The 19,730-nt window shown below is 68.8% G+C and carries 18 protein-coding genes; 8 read left to right on the top strand and 10 right to left on the bottom strand.

Features of this window, described 5'->3' with window-relative positions:
- Positions 1 to 17 precede the first annotated feature (17 nt).
- Genes LTA6_RS08925 through LTA6_RS08915 form a run of 3 tightly spaced genes read left to right on the top strand, consistent with a single transcriptional unit; the run spans position 18 to position 1,707 of the window.
- Positions 18 to 998 (top strand): formylglycine-generating enzyme family protein, encoded by a 981-nt coding sequence (locus LTA6_RS08925; RefSeq protein ID WP_407359206.1) that lies wholly within the window; start codon positions 18 to 20, stop codon positions 996 to 998.
- The gene (locus tag LTA6_RS08920) at positions 995 to 1,360 is read left to right on the top strand and encodes a YidH family protein (protein WP_407359205.1); all 366 of its coding nucleotides are present in this window, start codon (positions 995 to 997) and stop codon (positions 1,358 to 1,360) included. The genes LTA6_RS08925 and LTA6_RS08920 overlap by 4 nt, the downstream gene beginning before the upstream one ends.
- Complete coding sequence (locus LTA6_RS08915) at positions 1,357 to 1,707, top strand: DUF202 domain-containing protein (protein ID WP_407359204.1); 351 nt, start codon at positions 1,357 to 1,359, stop codon at positions 1,705 to 1,707. The genes LTA6_RS08920 and LTA6_RS08915 overlap by 4 nt, the downstream gene beginning before the upstream one ends.
- Before the next feature lie 30 nt (positions 1,708 to 1,737).
- Here the strand turns inward: LTA6_RS08915 and LTA6_RS08910 are convergent, their stop codons facing one another.
- The 7 genes from LTA6_RS08910 to LTA6_RS08880 all read right to left on the bottom strand — a co-directional run bounded on the left by LTA6_RS08910 (position 1,738) and on the right by LTA6_RS08880 (position 10,448).
- The gene (locus LTA6_RS08910) at positions 1,738 to 3,609 is read right to left on the bottom strand and encodes a hypothetical protein (protein ID WP_407359203.1); all 1,872 of its coding nucleotides are present in this window, start codon (positions 3,607 to 3,609) and stop codon (positions 1,738 to 1,740) included.
- A gap of 6 nt (positions 3,610 to 3,615) precedes the next feature.
- Positions 3,616 to 4,593: a hydroxyacid dehydrogenase gene (locus LTA6_RS08905; protein ID WP_407359202.1), complete on the bottom strand. Its 978-nt coding sequence runs from the start codon at positions 4,591 to 4,593 to the stop codon at positions 3,616 to 3,618.
- Complete coding sequence (locus LTA6_RS08900; protein WP_407359201.1) at positions 4,590 to 5,258, bottom strand: DUF624 domain-containing protein; 669 nt, start codon at positions 5,256 to 5,258, stop codon at positions 4,590 to 4,592. Before LTA6_RS08900 ends, LTA6_RS08905 begins: the two co-directional genes overlap by 4 nt.
- A 3-nt stretch (positions 5,259 to 5,261) precedes the next feature.
- On the bottom strand, positions 5,262 to 6,167 hold the full coding sequence (locus LTA6_RS08895; protein WP_407359200.1) for a carbohydrate ABC transporter permease: 906 nt from the start codon (positions 6,165 to 6,167) through the stop codon (positions 5,262 to 5,264).
- The gene (locus LTA6_RS08890; protein ID WP_363548944.1) at positions 6,164 to 7,111 is read right to left on the bottom strand and encodes a sugar ABC transporter permease; all 948 of its coding nucleotides are present in this window, start codon (positions 7,109 to 7,111) and stop codon (positions 6,164 to 6,166) included. The genes LTA6_RS08895 and LTA6_RS08890 overlap by 4 nt, the downstream gene beginning before the upstream one ends.
- Positions 7,112 to 7,181: 70 nt before the next feature.
- Positions 7,182 to 8,462, bottom strand: coding sequence for an ABC transporter substrate-binding protein (locus tag LTA6_RS08885; RefSeq protein ID WP_407359199.1), 1,281 nt, complete (start codon positions 8,460 to 8,462; stop codon positions 7,182 to 7,184).
- A 54-nt stretch (positions 8,463 to 8,516) separates the two neighbouring features.
- Positions 8,517 to 10,448: a DUF2264 domain-containing protein gene (locus tag LTA6_RS08880; protein WP_407359198.1), complete on the bottom strand. Its 1,932-nt coding sequence runs from the start codon at positions 10,446 to 10,448 to the stop codon at positions 8,517 to 8,519.
- Between the two features lie 143 nt (positions 10,449 to 10,591).
- Here LTA6_RS08880 and LTA6_RS08875 point away from each other — a divergent pair, with 143 nt between their 5' ends.
- The gene (locus tag LTA6_RS08875; protein ID WP_407359197.1) at positions 10,592 to 11,680 is read left to right on the top strand and encodes a substrate-binding domain-containing protein; all 1,089 of its coding nucleotides are present in this window, start codon (positions 10,592 to 10,594) and stop codon (positions 11,678 to 11,680) included.
- A 38-nt stretch (positions 11,681 to 11,718) separates the two neighbouring features.
- Here the strand turns inward: LTA6_RS08875 and LTA6_RS08870 are convergent, their stop codons facing one another.
- Positions 11,719 to 12,669, bottom strand: coding sequence for a LacI family DNA-binding transcriptional regulator (locus LTA6_RS08870; RefSeq protein ID WP_407359262.1), 951 nt, complete (start codon positions 12,667 to 12,669; stop codon positions 11,719 to 11,721).
- A 139-nt stretch (positions 12,670 to 12,808) separates the two neighbouring features.
- On the opposite strand from LTA6_RS08870, the gene galT reads away from it, so the two are divergent.
- The 4 genes from galT (at position 12,809) to LTA6_RS08850 (ending at position 16,944) form a co-directional block, all read left to right on the top strand.
- Positions 12,809 to 13,984, top strand: a complete 1,176-nt coding sequence (galT, locus tag LTA6_RS08865; protein WP_407359196.1) for a galactose-1-phosphate uridylyltransferase — start codon at positions 12,809 to 12,811, stop codon at positions 13,982 to 13,984.
- Positions 13,985 to 14,025: 41 nt separating this feature from the next.
- Positions 14,026 to 15,222, top strand: a complete 1,197-nt coding sequence (gene galK / locus LTA6_RS08860) for a galactokinase (RefSeq protein WP_407359195.1) — start codon at positions 14,026 to 14,028, stop codon at positions 15,220 to 15,222.
- A 41-nt stretch (positions 15,223 to 15,263) separates the two neighbouring features.
- Positions 15,264 to 16,241 carry a UDP-glucose 4-epimerase GalE gene (galE, locus tag LTA6_RS08855; protein WP_341977567.1) on the top strand — a complete coding sequence of 326 codons (978 nt, stop codon included), beginning with the start codon at positions 15,264 to 15,266 and terminating at the stop codon, positions 16,239 to 16,241.
- A 163-nt stretch (positions 16,242 to 16,404) separates the two neighbouring features.
- Entirely contained in the window at positions 16,405 to 16,944 is a 540-nt protein-coding gene (locus LTA6_RS08850; RefSeq protein ID WP_341977565.1) for a GNAT family N-acetyltransferase, read from the top strand.
- Here the strand turns inward: LTA6_RS08850 and LTA6_RS08845 are convergent.
- Positions 16,922 to 18,121 (bottom strand): hypothetical protein, encoded by a 1,200-nt coding sequence (locus tag LTA6_RS08845; RefSeq protein WP_341977563.1) that lies wholly within the window; start codon positions 18,119 to 18,121, stop codon positions 16,922 to 16,924. The genes LTA6_RS08850 and LTA6_RS08845 overlap by 23 nt on opposite strands.
- A 142-nt stretch (positions 18,122 to 18,263) precedes the next feature.
- Entirely contained in the window at positions 18,264 to 19,700 is a 1,437-nt protein-coding gene (locus LTA6_RS08840; RefSeq protein ID WP_341977561.1) for a gamma-aminobutyraldehyde dehydrogenase, read from the bottom strand.
- Positions 19,701 to 19,730 lie beyond the last annotated feature (30 nt).

Below are 19,730 nucleotides of genomic sequence, written 5' to 3'. Positions count from 1 at the left end.
TGGTACGGTGTCCCGCGATGACTCTCGAGACCCCCAACGACTGCGGGGCATCCTGCACCTGCGGGCCACCAGCTCGCAGCCGGCTGCTGTCGATCAACGTCGACCCTCCCCAGTTCAGCGCGACCGCGGACCCTGGCGCGCATGCGGTGCTGCAGGCGGAGGTTCCGCCGGGACGATTCCTCATGGGCGACTCCTCCGGCGACGGCAATCACGGCGACGGCGAGGAGCCACGGCATCCGATCACCCTCGATGGGTTCTCGATCGACGCCACGACCGTGACCAACGATGATTTCGCGCGCTTCGCCGAAGAGACCGGGTACCGCACGGAGGCCGAGGTCTTCGGATACTCCGCCGTGTTCCACCTCGCGATCACCGCAGCAGAGAGCGACATCATGGGCCCGGCTGCTCGCTCGCCGTGGTGGGTAGGGGTCAAGGGTGCGGATTGGCGGCATCCCGGCGGACGTCTCTCGGACGTCGACGGTGACGACTTCGGAAGGCATCCCGCCGTGCACATCAGCTGGAACGATGCCATCGCGTACTGCGAATGGGCCGGCCGTCGCCTTCCCACCGAGGCCGAATGGGAGTACGCCGCGCGCGGCGGACTGGACGGTGCCACGTATCCGTGGGGCGACGACGCGCCGGATGTCGGCGGCTGGCGGGCCAACATCTGGCAGGGGCGATTCCCCCACGACAACTCCCTCGACGACGGGTACCTCACCACCGCGCCGGCCGACTCATTTGCGCCCAACGGTTACGGACTCCACCAGGCGGTCGGCAACGTCTGGGAGTGGTGTCAGGACTGGTTCTCGGCGGGCTACTACCGAGACTCCCCTTCGTTCTCTCCCACCGGCCCCTCGACAGGCACAGAACGGGTACTGCGCGGCGGAAGCTATCTCTGCCATGACTCGTACTGCAACCGATATCGCAATTCGGCACGTTCCCGGAACACCCCGGATTCGTCGATGGGCAACGCCGGTTTCCGGACGGTCGCACGATGAGCCGCCGGCGCCGCTTCCCGCGGCACGTCTATGACCACGGGCGGGAACCGGATGCACGATTCACGCTCGCCAACGAACGCACCTTCCTCGCCTGGATCCGCACATCCCTTGCGCTGCTCGCTGGCGGCGTTGCGTTGGAGCTGCTCGGCCTCGACCTCGAACCGCGGCTGCGCTTGGCCGCGTCGCTGATCCTCGTCATCGCCGGCGCGGTCACACCCGTCCTGGCATGGCTCGGCTGGGGCCGCACCGAGCGCGCACTGCGCGAGGATGCACCGCTGCCCGGATCGCCGCTCGGAATCCTGCTCGGCGTCGCCGTCACGGCATCCGGCATCCTCGTCGTGCTCGCGACACTGCTGCGATGAAGCCGCCGTTCGATCCCGGTCTGCAGCTCGAACGCTCCGAACTCGCCTGGCGACGCACGTGTCTCGCCCTTGGCGCTGCGTCTCTCGTGGCGATGAGGCTGCTGCCGGCGGTCTTCGGCGATGCGCTCTGGACGCTCGGTGGCGCGGCAGGGGTCGCGCTGTCGACCTCGCTGTGGGTCGCCTCGCGGCGCCGCTCCCGCGCGATGTCTGCCGCTCTCGACGAACAGGGTGATCGCGCGCGGCTTCCGGACGGAAGTCTCGCGCTGGCCCTCACCATCGGCCTCACCGCCTGTGGAGTAGCGTCCCTCGTCGTGGTGCTCGCGGCGGCCACCGCCGCTTTCCGGTGATTTCCAGGCTCGACGCCTGCGCGCCCTCGATCATGCGACGCTCCCTCGCAGCTCCCACCGCCCGCCCGCCGTCTCCGGAGCGAACACCATCCGCGAGATGAACTCGCCCCACGACCGATGCAGATAGGGATCGTCGACGGTCCGCGTCTCGATCACGACCTCTGCGGGGTCATGGACCAGCAGAAGGGAACGGGATGCGTGCCGACCGGGCACGAGGATGCCGTCGCCCACTCGCTGGGGCACACCGGCGCACACGACGGCGATGCGAGTGCCCGCTGCGCCGACGGCGACTCCCCGGTCGCGGATGATCACCTCGCCGTCGCGGAGGCGGATCTCCCTCGTCCATTCGCGCTCGGCGCCCTCGGGCCACGGGTATGCGGCGGTCAGGTCGATCGACCAGCCGTCGTCGAGAGGCCGCATCGGCGCCTCCCATTCCGGACCGGGCAGCTGCTCGAGCCCGGAGGGATGCGGGACGCTGTGCCATTCGCTGCTCAGATGCCACAGCGAGTACCGCTGCTCGGAGAAGGTCGTCGCGGTGTAGACGCCACGGCCGAGATCAGCGAGCAGCGGCACCCCGTCGACCGCGACGGACACGGATCCGAGATCGTTGTGGTTGTGGCTCTCGCCGTTGTGCCCCGCCTTCGCGATGACGGTGAGCCCGGTGGATTCACGTTCGCGCTCGCGACGGATGCCGACCGCGATCGAATCCCACTCGGCGAGGCGGGGATAGGGTGCCCCGCCCGGCGGGGTCGTGCGCCACCGGGCATCGAACGACTCGCCGACCATGCGACCGATTCCACCGACCGTGTCGGCCTCCAGCCCGAGGATCCTTCCCTCGCGCCTCCGGCCCGCCGCGAACGCAGCGGTCTCCTCGAGCCCGCAGAGGTGGGCCGCGCGAAACAGCGAGAACCAGGGCGTATCCGCTCCGATCCGCGCCTCCGCGTCGGAGTAACTGGCGACCCAATCCTCGCCGAGCAGCATCCTCTCGGGGAAGCGGGCGAGCTCGCGCAGTCCGGCCAGCGCACCGTCGACCGCCTCCGGCCTGATCAGGCCACCGGACAACGTGTCGAGCAGCACCAGGCCGTCGAAGGCACGACCGGCACCCTGCCACCAGTATGCGAAGCCCTCGTCGATGCCGCCATCGGCCGGGAGATGCGACAGGTACCGGTCGATGCCGTCGACGCATCTCTCCAGCAGCCCAGCCCGGTGCTCTCCCTCGCTGAACGCGACAACCGCGGGGATGACGTTGCCGACGATCCACGCCAGCCAGTTGTTGATCTCGCGGTTCTCCCACCACCAGTCACGGCGCTGCATCAGCGGCGACAGGATGCGGCGTTCGACCTCGGCGCGCAGCCGCGGGACCAGCCCCGGCACCTCGATATCGAGGGCGTCGCCGAGCATGAGGGCCGCCCATCCGGCGAGAGCCGCGCACTCCCCCGCCCCCAGATCGAGGAACGGGCGGTCGACGTCGGTGGTGAGCAGCCCCCGCGAGAACGAGTCGTCGTGCGCAGGCCAGCACCAGGTCGACTGCTCGCAGAGCGTCCACAGACCGTCGGCCGCCTCGATGACACGCGCCGGTGACGGGTCGATCGCGGCGGCGAGGACGGCCAGTCGAATGCGCCGCTTGTGTGCGAATTCGACCGCCTCGTAGCCTCCGCGATCCCCGGTCCGTGCGAAGTCCGACCACTGCGAGAGCCGAGGCACGAGCCAAGCTTCGCCTCGCTCGGCGTCGGCCGCCGACAGGATGAGAGCTCGCGCCTCCTGGTCGATCGACTCCCAGGCGGCGCGATCGGAGGACTTCGGCACCAGATGCGGCGCGGCGTCTGGCTGCGACGACTGCCAGATGCGCAGCAGCGCTCCGCGCTCGATCAGCCCAGCGGGGCCCTCATCCTGTCCGTCCATGTGCCGCTACGCGCTGAGCTCCATGTCCGGCCGCGTGATCACCTGCGACAGGATTCCGCCGCGGAGCAGGGTCTCGATGTCGTCGAGGGCCGAGTCTGCGAGCCGCCGCGCCTCGGTGCCCATCGATCCGGCGATATGCGGGGTCAGCGCCACATTGGTCAGCTCGCGCAACGGCGATTCGGCCGGCAGGGGGTCGGGCTCCGTCACGTCGAGGACGGCGTCCAGCCGCCCGGAGGCGCACTCCCGCAGGAGGGCCTCGTGGTCGAGGATCCAGCCGCGCGCCGTGTTGATCACGGTGGCACCGTCGCGCAGGGCGGCGAGCTCGGTGCCGCCGATCATGTGGTGCGTCTCCGGCAGGGCCGGAGCATGCAGCGACAGCACATCCACCTGTCCGAGCATCGACTCGAGAGGGACGAGTTCCGCCCCCGCTGCCGCGACGGCATCCGGCGCGACGAAGGGGTCGGCGACGAGGATGCGCACATCATCGAGCTGCCGCAGCATCCGCACCACCCGGCGCCCGATCCGCGAGAAGCCGACGATGCCCACCGTCCTGCCGACGCTGCCGTACTTCGGCGAACCGACCAGGTCTCCCCAGCCGAGGACCGCCGCGGGAGAGCGCATGTGCACGAAGGCACGCTTGAACGCGAGGATGATCGCGGCGAACGTGTACTCCGCAACGGGCACCGCGTTGGCATCGGCCGCGGAGGTCACAGTGATGCCGCGCTCCCACAGCTCATCGGAGACGAGCCCCTGGACGCTCCCGGCGGCGTGCACCACGGCGCGCAGCCGCGGCATGCGGTCGAGCAGCTCGGTGTCGAGACGGGGCGCCCCCCACGAGGTCAACAGGATCTCGGTGTCTGCAAGATCGCCGTCGTCGATCGCCAGACACGGCGACGACGAGGTCAGCGCGCGCAGCCGCTCGAGACGGGCGGAGTCGAACAGCAACTCGAACACCTCGGGGCTCATCGCGGTGCGAACCCTCACGCCCGCACCTCTTCGAGGTCGAGAACAGGGCGCAACGTGTGACGACTGTTCGCCCACGCGACGTACAGCGCCGGCGCGCAGGTCAGGCCGATCGCGATCGCCGGCATCGTGGTGAACAGCGCCAGCTGCACCCCCAGAACCGCGAACGACAGCGCCGTCAGGTACCAGCGCCGCACGCTCAGGTAGAGCGCCGCCTTGAGGATGTCACGCAGCCGTGCCTGCGGTGCCTCGGCGAGCGCGGCGAGGGCGACGAGCGCAGTAGCGACGGCGACCACGGTGAGCAGGGCCAGAACCGGGACCACGACGACGGACGCCGGCAGCGCAGCCACCGCGCGCACGTCGACGAGCAGGACGACGACGGATGCCGCGGCGGCGGCCCCGATCAGCATCCCCTTGCGCCAAGTCGCCTTCCAGCCGCGGAAGAACGACCGCACCACCTGCGGCTCACCGCGCCCGAATTCGCGGAACGCGGCGAACGCCCCCGTGAGCGCCGGCGCAGCCAGGGGCACCGCAAGAGCCAGCAGTGGCCAGGAAAGCACCGGGTCGGTGGTGATCAGCAGCACCACCAGCGGTGCCGCGGTGAGGAGCACGAGGAAGTTCGACATCAGGCCGAGGTAGACGACGCCGAGGATCGTCGCCCAGGTGTCGTGTGAGATGCGCTTCATCGGTCAGCCCTTCATCCCGCTCGTGGCGATGCCCTCGACGAAGTACTTCTGGCCGAGCAGGAAGATGATCGCGATCGGCAGGACCGAGATCGTCAGGCCGGCGAACAGCAGCGCGTAGTTCGTGTCGAAGAGGTTCGAGACGAAGCTCTTGAGTCCGAGCTGGATCGTCCACAGGTCGGGGTTGCGCAGATAGATGAGCGGTCCGAGGTAGTCGTTCCACGTGTTCACGAAGGTGAGCAGCGTGAGGCTCGCGATCGCCGGGATCGACAGCGGCAGCATGATGCGCCGCCAGATGCCGTACTCGCTGAGACCGTCCAGGCGTGCAGCCTCGCTGAGCTCCTCGGGGATCGTCTCGTAGAACTGCTTCATGAGGAACACGCCGAAGGCGCCGAACGCCTGCAGCAGGATGATCGACCACAGGGTGTTCGACACCTTGAGGTTCGACAGCAGGATGAACTGAGGGATCATGTACGACTGCCACGGCACGGCGATCGTGCCGATGTAGGCGAGGAACAGGATGTCTCGGCCGGCGAAGCGGATGCGGGCGAAGCCGTAGGCGGCGAACGATCCGGTGAGCACCTGGAGGAACGTGACGCTCACGGCCAGGAACAGGGTGTTGCGGATCCAGACGAGCATGTCCGACTTCGTCCAGATGTCGACGTAGTTCTGCCACACGAAGATCTCGGGCACCCAGACGACCGGCACGGAGAACACCTCGTTGGCGTTCTTCAGCGAGCTCATCACCATCCAGGCGAACGGGGCGAGCAGACCGATCGCGGCGATGATCAGGGCGATGTAGCCGATGACGCGGCCGACCGTGCGGCGGGTGCGTACGCGGCCGGCCGGGGTGGGGTCGCTGAGTTTGCGCAGCGAGCCCCCGGTGACGAGGACCTGGGTCGCGGTCATCATGCGCTCCGCTTCTTGTTCCAGAGGAACTGGCCGATGGTGACGATGATGCAGAGGAAGAACAGCGCGACGGCTGCGGCGGATGCATAGCCGAACTGCGATTCCTCGAAGCCCTTCTTGTAGATGAACTGCGACAGGACGAGCGTCGACTGGCCGGGGCCGCCGTCGGTCATCACGAGGATCAGGTCGAAGATCTTGAAGGAGTTGATGGTGAGCATCACGGTGACGAAGAACATCGTCGGCCGCAGGCACGGCAGCGTCACGTTCACGAAGCGCTGCCAGACGCTCGCGCCGTCCACCCTGGCGGCCTCGTGCAGTTCTCTCGGCACCGTCTGGAGCCCCGCGAGGAACAGGATCATGTAGTAACCCATGTCTCGCCAGGTGCTGACGATGACCACGGCGGGCATCGCCCACTCCGACGAGGTGAGCCAACCGGGGGGCTCTGAGATGCCGATCGCGCGGAGGATCTCGTTGATGGGCCCGTAATCCGGGCTGAAGAGCAGGTTCCAGACGACCGCGATCGCGACGATCGAGGTGATGTACGGGAAGAAAGCGGCGGTGCGGAAGAACGCGACGCCGCGCAGCTTGTTGTTCAGCAGCAGCGCCAGCCCCAGCGAGACGATGATCGTCAGCGGGATGTGCATCACCGAGTAGTAGAGAGTGTTGCCGAAGGCGATGCGGAAGCTGCCATCGCCGATCAGGCGCTGGAAGTTCGCCAGTCCCACCCAGTCGGCCTTGCCGAAGACGTTCCAGTTCGTGAACGCCATGTAGAAGAGGATCAGCACCGGCAGCAGGGTGAGGAACCCGAATCCGATGAAGTTCGGCAGGATGAAGCTCCAGCCGATCAGGGCGTTGCGGCGGCGCAGCGCCGAGCTGCGCTTCTGCGGCTTCGGCGGCTTGGCCGGCCGCGGGGCCGTGCCGCGGGGCGGGGCCTCGGTGGTGGTCATGTCTCTCATCTCCTGGATGCGGCGCGGGGCGCGATGTCGGGGGCCGGCCGGCGGCCGGCCCCCGAGTGGGTCAGCCGACCTCGTTCTTCACGCGGTCTTCGGCCGTCTTGATCGCGTCGCCGATCGCCGCCGAGCCGGACATCACGGCGGTGTGCAGGTCGGCGAGGATGCCCTGGATCGTTGCCGTCTTGCTGGACGTCGGGTTCTCGGGGAGCACCTCGTGGGTCGACCAGGCGAACTTCGACAGCTCGTCGGACGGAGCGCCCTCGACCGAGAAGTAGGTGTCGACCACGGCGTCGTTCGTCAGCGCCGGGGTGATTCCGATCGCGGCGAGCGCCTGGGCGCCGTCCTCGGACGCAGCGAACTCGAGGAACTGCTTGGCCGCGTCGGCCTTCGCGGAGTCGATGTTCGCGTTGATGCCGAAGCCGGTCGGGTCGCCGTAGGTCACCGGGGTGTTGTCGGTGCCCGCGGTCTTCGCGTCGAGCTGCGGAGCGGGAGCGATGCCCCACTCGAAGTCGTTCGCGTCGCCCGAGGCCTGCTGGGCGATCAGGGTCGCCGTGTACCAGGTGCCCATCAGCATCATCGCCGCCTTCTGGGTGCCGAACTCGCCCTGATAGGTGAGCTGGTTGGCGGTCGAGGTGTTGAAGTCGACCTGGTAGCCGGCATCCTGCAGCGCCAGCGTGTTGTCGTAGTAGTCCTTCAGATTGCCGTAGTCGCCGTCGAGGACGCTGGTGCCGGTCTGCGCGTTCGCGAAGCCCTGCACGGTCGACTGCCAGCGGTGCAGGTAGGCGCCCTTGACAGTGTCGGTGGTCAGCGCCTTCGCGGCGTCGGCGTAGTCATCCCAGGTCCACGAGCCGTCGGGGTGTTCGACGCCTGCGGCGTCGAACAGGTCCTTGTCGTAGAAGAGCACCCAGGAGTCCTGGCGGTAGGGCACCGCGTACGAGGCGCCGTCGACCTTGTAGGAGTCGGCGCCGCTGATGCCGTCGGGGAGCTTCACATCGGAGACGTCGAGCAGCTGACCGCCCTCCTGGAAGGTGGTGACGTACTTGACCTCTTTCTGCGTGATGATGTCGGGACCTGAGCCGGCGGCGAGGTCGGCAGTGACGAGCGTGTTGTACTCGGCGGCGTCGTACTCCTTGAGCTCGATCGTGACGTTCGGGTGCTCCTTCGTGAACGCGTCGGCGAGGGTCTGGAACTCGGGCGTGGTCTCGATGCTCCAGCCCGACAGCGTCAGGGTGATGGGGGCATCGGGGTCGGTGCTCTCAGCGGCGTCGGTGCCGCCGGAACAGCCGGCGAGGGCGAGGGCCGCGACTGCGGCGATGCTGCCGGCGGCGAGGATCTTGCGGTTCATGTGGGTACTGCTCCTTTGCAATTGCGGGTGCCCAGGACGGGTCGGGTGTCCGGCTCAGGCGAGCCGGTGTTCGGTGGCGGTGGAATCGGGCCAGGTGACGGCGACGGCGTCGCCGTCGATCCGGACGGAGGGGGCGGATACCGGCGCGTGATCGGAGAGGTGCACCGCGGTGGCGATCCACCCGCCGATCACGACCGGGTAGGTGATGACAGGAACGGATGCCGCAGCACCGAGCGGGCTCGCATCCTTTCGGGTCTCGACGGCAGGCGCGCCTCCGGGGGTGAGGGCGACGATCGTGCTGTGACGGCCACCGGCCGCGGCTGCGGCGCTGTCGGCGGAGACCAGATCGTCGACGGCATCCGCTGCGATCGCCCAGCCGCCGATGCGCAGCACGGTCGGCGCGGCATCCGCTGCCACGGCGTCGACGCGCACCAGGCGCACCTCCCAGGCTCCCCGCACGATCGACCAGGTGGAGACGGCACCGGCGATCTCGACGGAGCCGACGATCCCCGAGCCATGTCGGGTCTGGGTCGCTGCCGGAGCGATCCAGTGCGCATTCGCCAGGGATCCGGCGATCGCCGCCCCGCCATCGAGCCGGATGCCCTGCACCTGCATACCGGCACGGTGCGTCGCCCGGCCGTCGGCGTGGATCAGGGCGGCTGACTGCTCGAGCGGTTCGGCCCAGGCGTCGCCGTTCAGCAACGGGCTCGCAGCGGTGGAGTAGCCGAGGCGGGCGTACAGGGGTGAGTCTCCGACGAGGTCGCCGGGCCGCGCGTGGTCGGCGCCGTGGTTGATGACGCGCACGATGCCGTCATCGACGGTGGCCGAGATGATCCACGCCGGAGCGACGGCGATACGCAGGGTGTCTGCGGTCTCGGCGGGCAGCGGCACGGGCGGCGCTGACCAGACGGGGTGGTCTTCGGGCAGGGCGATGCCGAGCAGCCCCTTGGCCGCCCAGTAGGGCGACCCGGTGCCCGAGTAGTTCTGCGCGAGACGGCGCCATTCTGAGTGCCAGCCGAGGTCGAGAAGCCCCTCGCCGTTCGGCACGCCGTTGGCGGAGAAATGGCGGACGATGCCGGATGCCGCACGGCGCAGCTGCGCCGCCGGAACCGACGGCACTTCCGCGATCACGCCTGCCCAGTACGGCGCGGCCGCCGCGAAGCGGTAGACGAGGCTGCGACCCTGGATGAGCGGCGAGCCGTCGGCGCCGACCATCGCGATCGCGTCCTGCAGGAAGGCGTCGAGACGCGCGATATCTCCGGCCGTGCGGCCGTTCGCGAGTTCGGCTGCGCCCTGCATCCGCGCCCACAGCACGGGATAGAGGTGCAGTGCCCAGCCGACGTAGTGATCGTAGGCGCGCTCGTCTCCGTCGGAGATCCAGCCGCTCTCACGGAGGTAGGAGTCGTGACGGGCGAGATCGTCGTCGATGTCGGCCTGCGACCACGGGCCGCCCACCGAACGCAGGAAGGTCTGCACGACCACCCGGAACCACAGCCAGTTGTTGCCGGGGTAGGTCTCGTCACCGACGACCGGCGAGAGGTAGTCGATCATGCGTTGCCGGGTGAGAGCGTCGAGGCGATCCCAGATCCACGGCCTGGTCATGTCGAGGATGAGCGCGATGGAGGCGGCTTCGACCTTGGCCTGCGCATACTCATCGAGGCGTACCCAGCGATCCTCGTTCTCGGGATCGACGCCGGCGACAATGCCGCGCGAGTAGAAGTCGATGAGATCGTCGACTCCTTCACCTCGGGCGCCGGCGATGCGGAAGCCGGCCAGCAGGAAGGTGCGCACGAAGCCCTCGAGCCCATCGACGTCGACGCCGTAGCCGCCGGATGCTCCGGGGAGCGTGATGCGGGCGCCGGTCTCGGACGCCCAGGGGCGCACGGCCGCCAGCAGCCCGTCGGCGTAGGCGAGCAGATCATCGCGGGTCCATTCCGCATCGCTGCGGTGACTTTTCGCCGCTTCGCTGGTGGGCTCGAACGCCACGGGCTTCTCCTTTGAATACTGCTCCGGGTACCGCCGTCGGACTCTCTCCGTTCGCGATCGTTTGGAGATTATCATTCTGTTTCGATCAAGACAACCCGTAATTAATCCACATTCGATCATTTTCGATCAGCTATGCTGAATCCATGACCGATCAGCAGCACGTCCCCCTGGCGCCGGCGCGCCATGCGCACATCCTCGCCGCCCTGGTGCGCGACGGGATCGTACGGGTCTCGCAGCTCACCGAGGAGCTCGGCGTCGCCCCCGTCACTCTTCGCCGGGATCTGCAGCAGCTCGAGGAGGAAGGCCACCTCGAGCGGGTGCACGGCGGAGCCGTTCCCACGTCGGGCGCGGTGTCTGTCGAGGCCACGGAGTCCGTCAGCGGCGGGGCGATCGCCGTGCTGGTCCCCTCGCTCGCGTACTACTGGCCCGGCGTCTTCCGCGGCATGGAGGCCGAGGCGCAGCGCCGCGGCCTGCGCCTGGTGCTCCGCGGAGCCTCGTACGAGCTGCAGGATGAGCGACCGGTCCTCGAGCGCCTCGTGGCATCCGATGACATCCGGGGCCTGATCGTGGCCCCGAACCCCGACGCCGCCCACGCGCAGGACGTGGTGCAGTGGCTCGCGTCCTCCGACATCCCCAGCGTGTTCGTCGAGCGCGATGCGGTCGTGCTCCCGGGGCGAGAGCCCGTCGAGAGCGTCACGACCGACCACGCGTTCGGCGCCGTGCTCGCCGCCAGGCACCTCGCGGAACTGGGCCACCGCCGGCTCGGCCTGATCGTCTCGCGCGACTCCCCCACCGGCCGCAAGGTCGTGAAGGGGTGGGCCGCCGCGTGCGAGGAACTCGAACTGGGTCCCGATGCCCACTTCGAGAGCCTGATCCCCGATCGCAACGTCCCCGGCTTCACCTCGGCCGTGAACGCCGCGATCGACACCGCGCTCGAGAAGGGGGCGACCGGGCTGCTCATCCACCCCGACCCCGCGGCGATGGCCTTCATCGACATCGCCCTCAACCGCGGCCTCGCCGTGCCGGAGGACCTGTCCGTCATCGCCTACGACGATGAGGTCGCCCAGCTGTTCACCCCGGCGCTCACCGCGGTCAGCCCTCCGCGCGGTGCGGTCGGCGCCGCGGCGGTTGATCTGCTCGCTCGGCGCCTCGCCGACCCCTCGCGCCCCGTGCACCGGGTCATCCTGAGCCCGACGCTGCATGCGCGCGAATCCACGGCGCCGGCGCGCTGACAAGTGAGTGCATGATCTCCGCCTGAGGCGAGGAGGCGTCAGCGCACGCTCGCGCGTTCGATCAGGGACGTCGGCACGATGACGGGACCTGCCGCCACGCTGCCACCCTCGATCTCTGCCACGAGCGCCTCAACGGCGCGGTGCGCGAGGGCTGCGAAGTCCTGTCTGATCGTGGTCAGCGGCGGCCGGTAGTTCGCTGCATCCGGCACGTCGTCGAAACCGATCACCGCGACGTCCTCCGGCACCCTTCGACCACTGTCCGCGAGAGCGCGCAGCACGCCGAGAGCCATCTGATCGTTGGCGCAGAAGACGGCGGATGCCGCATCCAGGGCGATCCCGGCCGCGTACCCCGACTCGGCGCTCCAGTCGCCGCGAACAGGAGCCGGCGCATCGGCCCCCGCGGCGACGAGCGTCTCGCGCCAGCCGCGCTCGCGCTCGGCCGCAGCGAAGGAGTCGGCGGGGCCGGCGACGTGGTGCACCGTGGCGTGCCCCTGGGCGAGGAGATGCGCGGTGGCGGCGGCCGCACCGCCCGCATGATCGCTGTGCACGGAGACGAACCCGGCATCCACAGCCGCGTCCACGACGACCAGTCGCAGCCCACGAGGGCGCTCGACCGTGGCGACCTGGGCCGAGGCCTCGTTCAGGACGATCGCTCCATCGACCTCCTGTTCGGCGAGGCTCTCGAATGCGGCGGCGACGCCGTTCGACGCGGTGACGAGAGTGAGTGCATAGCCCCGCTCGGCTGCGGCCTCGGCCGTCGCCTGCAGCATGCGCGAGTTGCCGACGGTGGCAAGTGTCGTGACGACGAGACCGATGGTCTGGGAGCGACCGGTGCGCAGGGCGCGGGCGGCGCGGTGCGGGCGATAATCGAGCTCGGCCATCGCGGTCTCGACGCGCGCACGGGTCTCGGGGTCGACGCGGGGGCTGTCGTTCACGACGCGGGAGACGGTCTGGCCCGACACCCCGGCACGCGCGGCGACCATGGCCATCGAGACCCGTCCGGTCGAGCCGCGGCGGCGACGTGGTGTCGGCTCTGCCTGGTCCGATCCGAGCGCGAGATCGTCAGCGGTCATCGCAATCCCCCTTTCCGTGTTGACGTTACCACGGAGGCTATGTCACCATGTTTACGTGAACACGCACGAATCCCCCCAGACGCGAATCGAAGCACTGAGCGCCGGCGTCACGAAGCGCGCCACCGTGCTGGCCGACGGCCGCGACCTCATCTACTACGACGACCCAGACACGACGCTCGACGCCGAGCGTTCCGTCGATGCCCGCACCCTCGACCCGCGGCCCGCGACGGCGACGATGCGCCTCGACGTGCTCACCGGCGACTGGATCACGGTCGCCGCGAACCGCCAGAACCGCGTCATGATGCCCAGCGCCGACGCCGACCCGCTCGCGCCGCAGACCCCGACGAACCCGTCCGAGGTGCCGTCGCTCTATGACGTCGCCGTCTTCGAGAACCGCTCTCCCGCGTTCGGCCCTGCCCTCGCCGAAGCCGTCGGCACCGCGCCGGGCGCGAGCAATCCGCCACGAGGCCTCGATGATCTCGCGGCCCTGGGCCTCGGCCGCACCCGCACCTCGGTCGGCCGCTGCGAGGTCGTGTGCTTCAGCCCCGAGCACGCAGGATCCTTCGGCACCCAGTCGGTCACCCGCGCCCGCACCGTGATCGAGGCCTGGGCCGACCGCACCGCCGCGCTCTCGCTCCTCCCCGGCATCGAGCAGATCTTCCCGTTCGAGAACCGCGGCGAGGCGATCGGCGTGACCCTCCCGCACCCCCACGGCCAGATCTACGCCTATCCGTATGTCACCCCGCGCACCACCCGGGTATTGGAGAGCATCGACCGCACCGCGCCCGATCTGTTCCAGCGCATCCTCGAGTTCGAACAGGGGTCGGAGCGCGTGGTGTTCCAGGGCGAGCACTGGACGGCGTTCGTCCCCTTCGCGGCCCGCTGGCCGCTCGAGGTGCACCTCATGCCGCACCGCCACGTGCCCGACTTCGCCGAGACGACGGAAGCGGAGCGCGACGAACTCGCCCCCCTCTACCTGAAACTGCTGCGCGGTGTTGACGCCCTCTACGACACCCCGACCCCGTACATTGCCGCCTGGCATCAGGCGCCGGTGCACATCGGCCGCGAGAGCGTGCGCCTGCACCTGCAGCTCACCAGCCCCCGTCGCGCCGCCGACAAGCTGAAATTCCTCGCCGGATCCGAGGCCGCGATGTGGGCCTGGGCCGCCGAGGTCGCCCCCGAACAGGGTGCCGCCCGTATTCGCGAGGCCATCGAAAGGGCATCCGCATGATGCGTCGGCAGCCCTCGACCGGATCGACCGAAGGAAACGAGATGGCTGAGTCGAATCACGCCACCCAGGTCGCCGCACGCACCCTCTTCACCGACCTGACCGGCCGCGAGCCGGACGGCCTCTGGTCGGCACCGGGTCGCGTGAATCTCATCGGCGAGCACACCGACTACAACGACGGCTTCGTGCTGCCCTTCGCGATTCCGCACCGTACCGTCGCCGCGGTCGGCAGGCGCGAAGACGGGAAAGGCCGTGTGCGCGTCGCATCGACGTTCGCCGCGGAGCCGGTCGAAGTCGCGCTCGACGATCTCGACGAGATCTTCCCGACAGCGACCGGCCGCGAACCGGCCGTGCCGGAGTGGGCGGCGTACCCGCTCGGCGTCGCGTGGGCGCTCCGGCAGACCGGACTCGTCGGCAGCGGTGTCGACATCGCGATCGCCTCGGATGTACCGGTCGGCGCCGGGCTGTCCTCCTCCGCCGCGATCGAGGGGGCCGCCGCATCCGCGCTGAACGACCTCTGGAACGCCGACCTCGATCGCACGGCTCTTGCCCGCATCGGTCGTCGCGCGGAGAACGAGGCGGTCGGCGCGCCCACCGGGATCATGGATCAGATGGCATCGATGCTCGGTGAGCCGGATGCCGCGATCTTCCTCGACTGCCGATCACTGGAGGCGCAGCTGGTGCCGGTCGGCATCGCCGAGGCCGGCCTCGCGATCCTCGTCATCGACACCCGGGTGAAGCACGCGCACTCCACCGGCGGCTACGGCGAGCGCCGAGCGTCCTGCGAGCTGGGCGCATCGATCATGGGTGTCGCCGCGCTGCGCGACGTGTCCGTCGACGATCTCCCCCGCGCGCAGGAGCTCATGGACGACATCACGTTCCGCCGCGTGCGCCACATCGTGACCGAGAACCAGCGCGTGCTCGACACCGTCGAGGTGCTGCGCACAGAGGGTGCCCGCGCGATCGGCGATCTGCTGGTCGCCTCGCACGTCTCGATGCGCGACGACTTCGAGATCTCGGTGCCCGAGCTCGACACCGCGGTCGAGGCCGCGCTGGCGGCCGGCGCGCTCGGTGCGCGGATGACCGGCGGCGGCTTCGGCGGTGCGGCCATCGCGCTCGTCGAGCAGGACGCCGTGGCATCGGTGTCCGATGCCGTGAACGCCGCGTTCGCCGCATCCGGATTCTCCGAACCGCACATCTTCACGGTGACCCCCTCCGCGGGCGCGCACCGCGACGCCTGACAGACTGAATACCGCGCGCCAGCGCGATGAGAGGAACACACATGTCTTGGATCGTCACCGGCGGCGCCGGCTACATCGGAGCGCACGTCGTGCGCGCACTCGCGGATGCCGGCCTCACCCCCGTCGTCCTCGACGACCTCTCCAGCGGCGTCGCCTCGTTCGTCCCTGAGGGTGTGCCGTTCGTGCACGGCAGCATCCTCGACCGCGACCTCGTCGAGAAGACGCTCCGCGACCACGACGCGCAGGGCGTCATCCACGTCGCCGGCTTCAAGTACGCCGGAGTCTCGGTGCAGCGGCCGCTGCATACCTACGCGCAGAACGTCGAGGGCACCCGCGTGATCCTCGAGGCGATGGATGCTGCGGGCGTGACGAACATCGTCTTCTCGTCATCCGCCGCTGTCTTCGGCACCCCCGATGTCTCGCTCGTCGTCGAGGAGACCGAGAAGAAGCCGGCGAGCCCGTACGGCGAATCCAAGCTCATCGGCGAATGGCTGCTGCGTGACCAGGCGACCGCGACCGCCGGCTCGGAGAAGCCGCTGCGGCACACGTCTCTGCGCTACTTCAACGTCGTCGGCTCGGCCGACCCGACGGTGTACGACGTGAGCCCGCACAATCTGTTCCCGATCGTGTTCGAGAAGCTGATCGCCGGCGAGACCCCGCGGATCAACGGCGACGACTACGCCACGGAAGACGGCACGAACGTGCGCGACTACGTGCACGTCGGCGACATCGCCGCGGCGCACGTCGCCGCCGCGAAGCGCCTTGCCGCCGGTGAAGCGATCGAGGCCGCGTACAACCTCGGCTCCGGCGACGGCCTGAGCGTGAAGCAGATCATGGATGCCATGGTCCGCGTCACCGGCATCGACTTCTCGCCCGAGATCGGCCCTCGCCGCGCCGGCGACCCCGACCGCATCGTGGCGACCGGTGAACTCGCCGCCCGCGACTTGGACTGGACGATGCGCTACACGGTCGACGAGATGGTGCGCACCGGCTGGGAAGCCCGACGCAACGCCGGTTGAGTTCTCCGGCCAGCCGCTGGCAGGGGACGCACTCGGCCGCATCCCCCGCCGTCAGGCGACCATCTCCGACACCTCCCCCGCGAGAGGGGACGCACTCGGCCGCATCCGACGCGGCGAGGCGGCCATCTCCGCCCCCTCCCGCCCTCGCCGCTAGCCTGAAGCGATGACGCAGCTGGTGATACGCGAGGCTCTGATCGATGATGCCGACGACGTCGCAGGCGTGCACGTGCGCTCCTGGCAGGCCGCCTACCTCGGGCTCATCGACCAGAAGGTGCTCGACGAGCTCTCGGTCGCCGATCGCGCCGATCGCTGGCGGAGCATCATCGCCGAGCCGCTGCCGACGACGCTCGCCCTCCTGGTCGCGGAGCGCGATGGCGAGGTCGTCGGCTGGACGTCATTCGGATCCGGCCGCGACCAAGACGGCGCGGCGGATGGCGAGGTCTACGGAATCTACGCAGACCCCGCCGCGTGGTCCACCGGCATCGGGCATGCGCTCCTCGCCGCAGCCGAGGAGCGCATCGCCGGTGCCGGGCACACCCGCGCCTACCTCTGGGTGCTCGACGGCAACGTTCGCGCCGACGCGTTCTACGAAGCGCACGGCTGGGTCGCCGACGGCGCGACGAAGGTCGAGGAGCGCCCCGACGTCGCGCTCGCCGAGCACCGTCGAGTGAAGGAACTCGTCAGGGCACCACGGGTGCGCTGACCTTGTAGACCTTCGCGTCATCTCCGCCGAGATACATCGTCGCGCCATCCACGGCGATCGACGTGTACATGCCGTAGTCGGGGATCATCTCCCCGTTGTGATCCCAATAGGTGGTCGCGGGGATGACGGCGGGAGTCGCCACCTGGGTCCAGTTCGCGCCGTCCCTGGTCGCGAAGACGACGTTCTTCGTCATGTCGATGCCGGTGCCGGCGAACCAGTTCCCGACCGAATAGACGACCCCGTTGTGCACGGTGATGTCGCGCGAGGCGAAGGATGCCGGGAGGTTCGACATCTGCACTCCGCCGTTCTTGCCCTTCGCGTTCAGGTCGATGTACCCGGTGGTGTTGCTGTCCGACAGGATGATCCTGCTGCCGAGGACCTCGTACTTGGTCGGCTCGTGCCGGTGTGCGAGTGAGAACAAGCGCCCCAGGTCGATCGTGCTCCATCGGCCGCCGCTGTACACGTCCAGCACACGGTTCGTGTTGCCACTCGCATCGCGGACCTCCGCGATCGCCGCGATCTTCCCCCCGACGTTGGCCAGCCAGTAGTAGCGGTCGTAGGCACTGGAACCACTGGCCGACGACCTCGCCTTGGTGATCGACCAGGTCTTTCCGCCATCAGAGCTCTTCTTGATCACGGCGAGGTCAGGGGTCGGCCCGTACACCGCGGGATCCGGGTTGACGATGCTGCCGGCGAGGAAGATCTCGCTGCCGCTCTTCGCGATGTCGAAGACGTGCTGGAACGGGGTGGCCGCGTTATATGTCCAGGATCCGCCGGCGTTCGTGGCGTACCCGACGTTGGCCGTCCACGCGGCCTTCGGGTCGACATCCGCGGCGTAGACCTTGCCGTCGATGACGCGGAGTGCCTTCAGCTCCTCGCTGTTCAGAGTCAGCTGCTTCGTCAGCGCACCCGTGGTGACGTTGAGCGAGTTGAGATCGACCGGGCCGGTGTTGGCGTCATAGTCGCCGTAGCTGGAGTAGACCTGTCCGCCTGCCACCGCCAGATCGGTGAGGACGTCGGCAGCCGCCGCGGCCGAGGTGTTGGTGCCGAGCAGTATCGGGGTGTCGTCGGCGGCGAAGGCGGGTGAGGAGAATACAGGGATGAGAAAAGCCGTCGTTGCAGCGACAACGGCGGCTTTGGTGGGTGTGCGCACGAGCCCTCTTTCGTAGGCGTTCATTGGGGACGCCATTCCCGTAGATCGGCAACTTCCCCAGCGCACGCTTACGACAGCGTCACTCTATTGCCGCGACTCATTCCGCCGACACGTGACTTTCGTCGCGTGTGGCCAGACTTTCGTCGGGCGGTTCCCCGTTCCCCGATCAGCCGAGCGCCGACATCACGTGTTTGATGCGCGTGTAGTCGTCGAATCCGTACTGCGAGAGGTCCTTCCCGTACCCGGAGTGCTTGAAGCCGCCGTGCGGCATGTCCGAGACGAACGGGATGTGCGTGTTGATCCAGACGCACCCGAAGTCGAGGTCTCGGGAGAAGCGCATCGCCCGCGCATGATCGGTGGTCCAGACGGATGACGCGAGCGCGAAGTCCACGTCGTTCGCCAATTCCAATGCCTCTTCATCGGTCTCGAAGGACTGCACGGTGAGCACAGGGCCGAAGACTTCGCCCTGCACGACCTCGTCGTCCTGCCGCACGCCCGAGACGATCGTCGCCTCGAAGAAGTACCCACGATCGCCCTGCCGCCGACCACCGGTCTCGATCTTCGCGTGCGCGGGAAGCCGCTCGATGAAGCCGGAGACCTGAGCGAGCTGCGCCGCACTGCTGAGCGGGCCGTAGAGCACGCCCTCCTCGTGCGGGCCGCCGGTGCGAGCATCCGACTGCGCCCTCTTCACCAGCGCTTCCACCAGTTCATCGTGCACGGACGCGTGCACCAGCACGCGCGTCGCGGCCGTGCAGTCCTGGCCAGCGTTGAAGAACGCACCGGTGATGATCCCCTCCACCGCCTTCTCGATCGAGGCGTCCGCGAACACGATCGCAGGCGCCTTGCCGCCGAGTTCCAGGTGCACGCGCTTGACATCGTTCGCGGCCGAACGCGCCACGGCCATGCCGGCGCGCACGGACCCGGTGATCGCGACCATCTGCGGCGTCGGATGCTCGACCAGGGCCACACCGGTGTCGCGATCGCCGAGCACGACGTTGAGCGTTCCTGCCGGGGTGTGCTTCGCCACGATCTCGGCCAGCAGCAGGGTCGACTGCGGGGTCGACTCTGCCGGCTTCAGCACGACCGTGTTGCCAGCGGCGAGCGCCGGTGCGATCTTCCAGACCGCCATGTTCAGCGGGTAGTTCCAGGGAGTGACCTGCCCGATCACGCCGATCGGCTCGCGGCGCACGAACGAGGTGTGTCCGGCGAGGTACTCCCCCGCCGCTCTCCCCTCGAGACTGCGGGCAGCACCCGCGAAGAACCGCAGTTGATCGACGGACTGCATGATCTCATCGGCCACCAGGGTCGCCCGCGGCTTGCCGGTGTCCTGCGACTCGAGATCGGCGAACTCCTCCGCGCGGTCCTGCATCTCGTCAGCGATGCGGAACAGCGCGAGCTGACGGTCTGCCGGCGTCGTGTCGCGCCAGAGCGGAAAAGCGGCGGATGCTGCCGCGTACGCGGTGTCGACGTCGTCGCGATCCGAGACCGGGAGCGTCCCGTACACGTCTTCGGTCGCGGGGTCGATGAGCGGCATCGTGCCGTCCCCGTGCACAGGGACGTAGCGGCCGCCGATGAAGTTCTGCAAAGAAAGCTCTGTGCGCATGACCGTCATCATATCCGGAGCGCTACGAAT

The sequence above is a fragment of the Microbacterium sp. LTA6 genome (assembly GCF_045690355.1).
Lineage (GTDB): Bacteria > Actinomycetota > Actinomycetes > Actinomycetales > Microbacteriaceae > Microbacterium.
This window is presented reverse-complemented; position numbering and strand designations above follow the sequence as displayed.

What these genes read in the sequence shown, in the direction of transcription:
- LTA6_RS08925 (WP_407359206.1), top strand. Translation starts at nt 18, where the DNA reads ATGACTCTCGAGACCCCCAACGACTGCGGGGCATCCTGCACCTGCGGG.
- LTA6_RS08895 (WP_407359200.1), bottom strand. Translation starts at nt 6,167, where the DNA reads ATGATGACCGCGACCCAGGTCCTCGTCACCGGGGGCTCGCTGCGCAAA.
- LTA6_RS08870 (WP_407359262.1), bottom strand. Translation starts at nt 12,669, where the DNA reads ATGGCCATGGTCGCCGCGCGTGCCGGGGTGTCGGGCCAGACCGTCTCC.
- LTA6_RS08890 (WP_363548944.1), bottom strand. Translation starts at nt 7,111, where the DNA reads ATGACCACCACCGAGGCCCCGCCCCGCGGCACGGCCCCGCGGCCGGCC.
- LTA6_RS08840 (WP_341977561.1), bottom strand. Translation starts at nt 19,700, where the DNA reads ATGCGCACAGAGCTTTCTTTGCAGAACTTCATCGGCGGCCGCTACGTC.
- LTA6_RS08875 (WP_407359197.1), top strand. Translation starts at nt 10,592, where the DNA reads ATGACCGATCAGCAGCACGTCCCCCTGGCGCCGGCGCGCCATGCGCAC.
- galK (WP_407359195.1), top strand. Translation starts at nt 14,026, where the DNA reads ATGGCTGAGTCGAATCACGCCACCCAGGTCGCCGCACGCACCCTCTTC.
- galE (WP_341977567.1), top strand. Translation starts at nt 15,264, where the DNA reads ATGTCTTGGATCGTCACCGGCGGCGCCGGCTACATCGGAGCGCACGTC.
- LTA6_RS08885 (WP_407359199.1), bottom strand. Translation starts at nt 8,462, where the DNA reads ATGAACCGCAAGATCCTCGCCGCCGGCAGCATCGCCGCAGTCGCGGCC.
- LTA6_RS08850 (WP_341977565.1), top strand. Translation starts at nt 16,405, where the DNA reads ATGACGCAGCTGGTGATACGCGAGGCTCTGATCGATGATGCCGACGAC.
- LTA6_RS08920 (WP_407359205.1), top strand. Translation starts at nt 995, where the DNA reads ATGAGCCGCCGGCGCCGCTTCCCGCGGCACGTCTATGACCACGGGCGG.
- LTA6_RS08845 (WP_341977563.1), bottom strand. Translation starts at nt 18,121, where the DNA reads ATGAACGCCTACGAAAGAGGGCTCGTGCGCACACCCACCAAAGCCGCC.
- LTA6_RS08910 (WP_407359203.1), bottom strand. Translation starts at nt 3,609, where the DNA reads ATGGACGGACAGGATGAGGGCCCCGCTGGGCTGATCGAGCGCGGAGCG.
- LTA6_RS08900 (WP_407359201.1), bottom strand. Translation starts at nt 5,258, where the DNA reads ATGAAGCGCATCTCACACGACACCTGGGCGACGATCCTCGGCGTCGTC.
- LTA6_RS08915 (WP_407359204.1), top strand. Translation starts at nt 1,357, where the DNA reads ATGAAGCCGCCGTTCGATCCCGGTCTGCAGCTCGAACGCTCCGAACTC.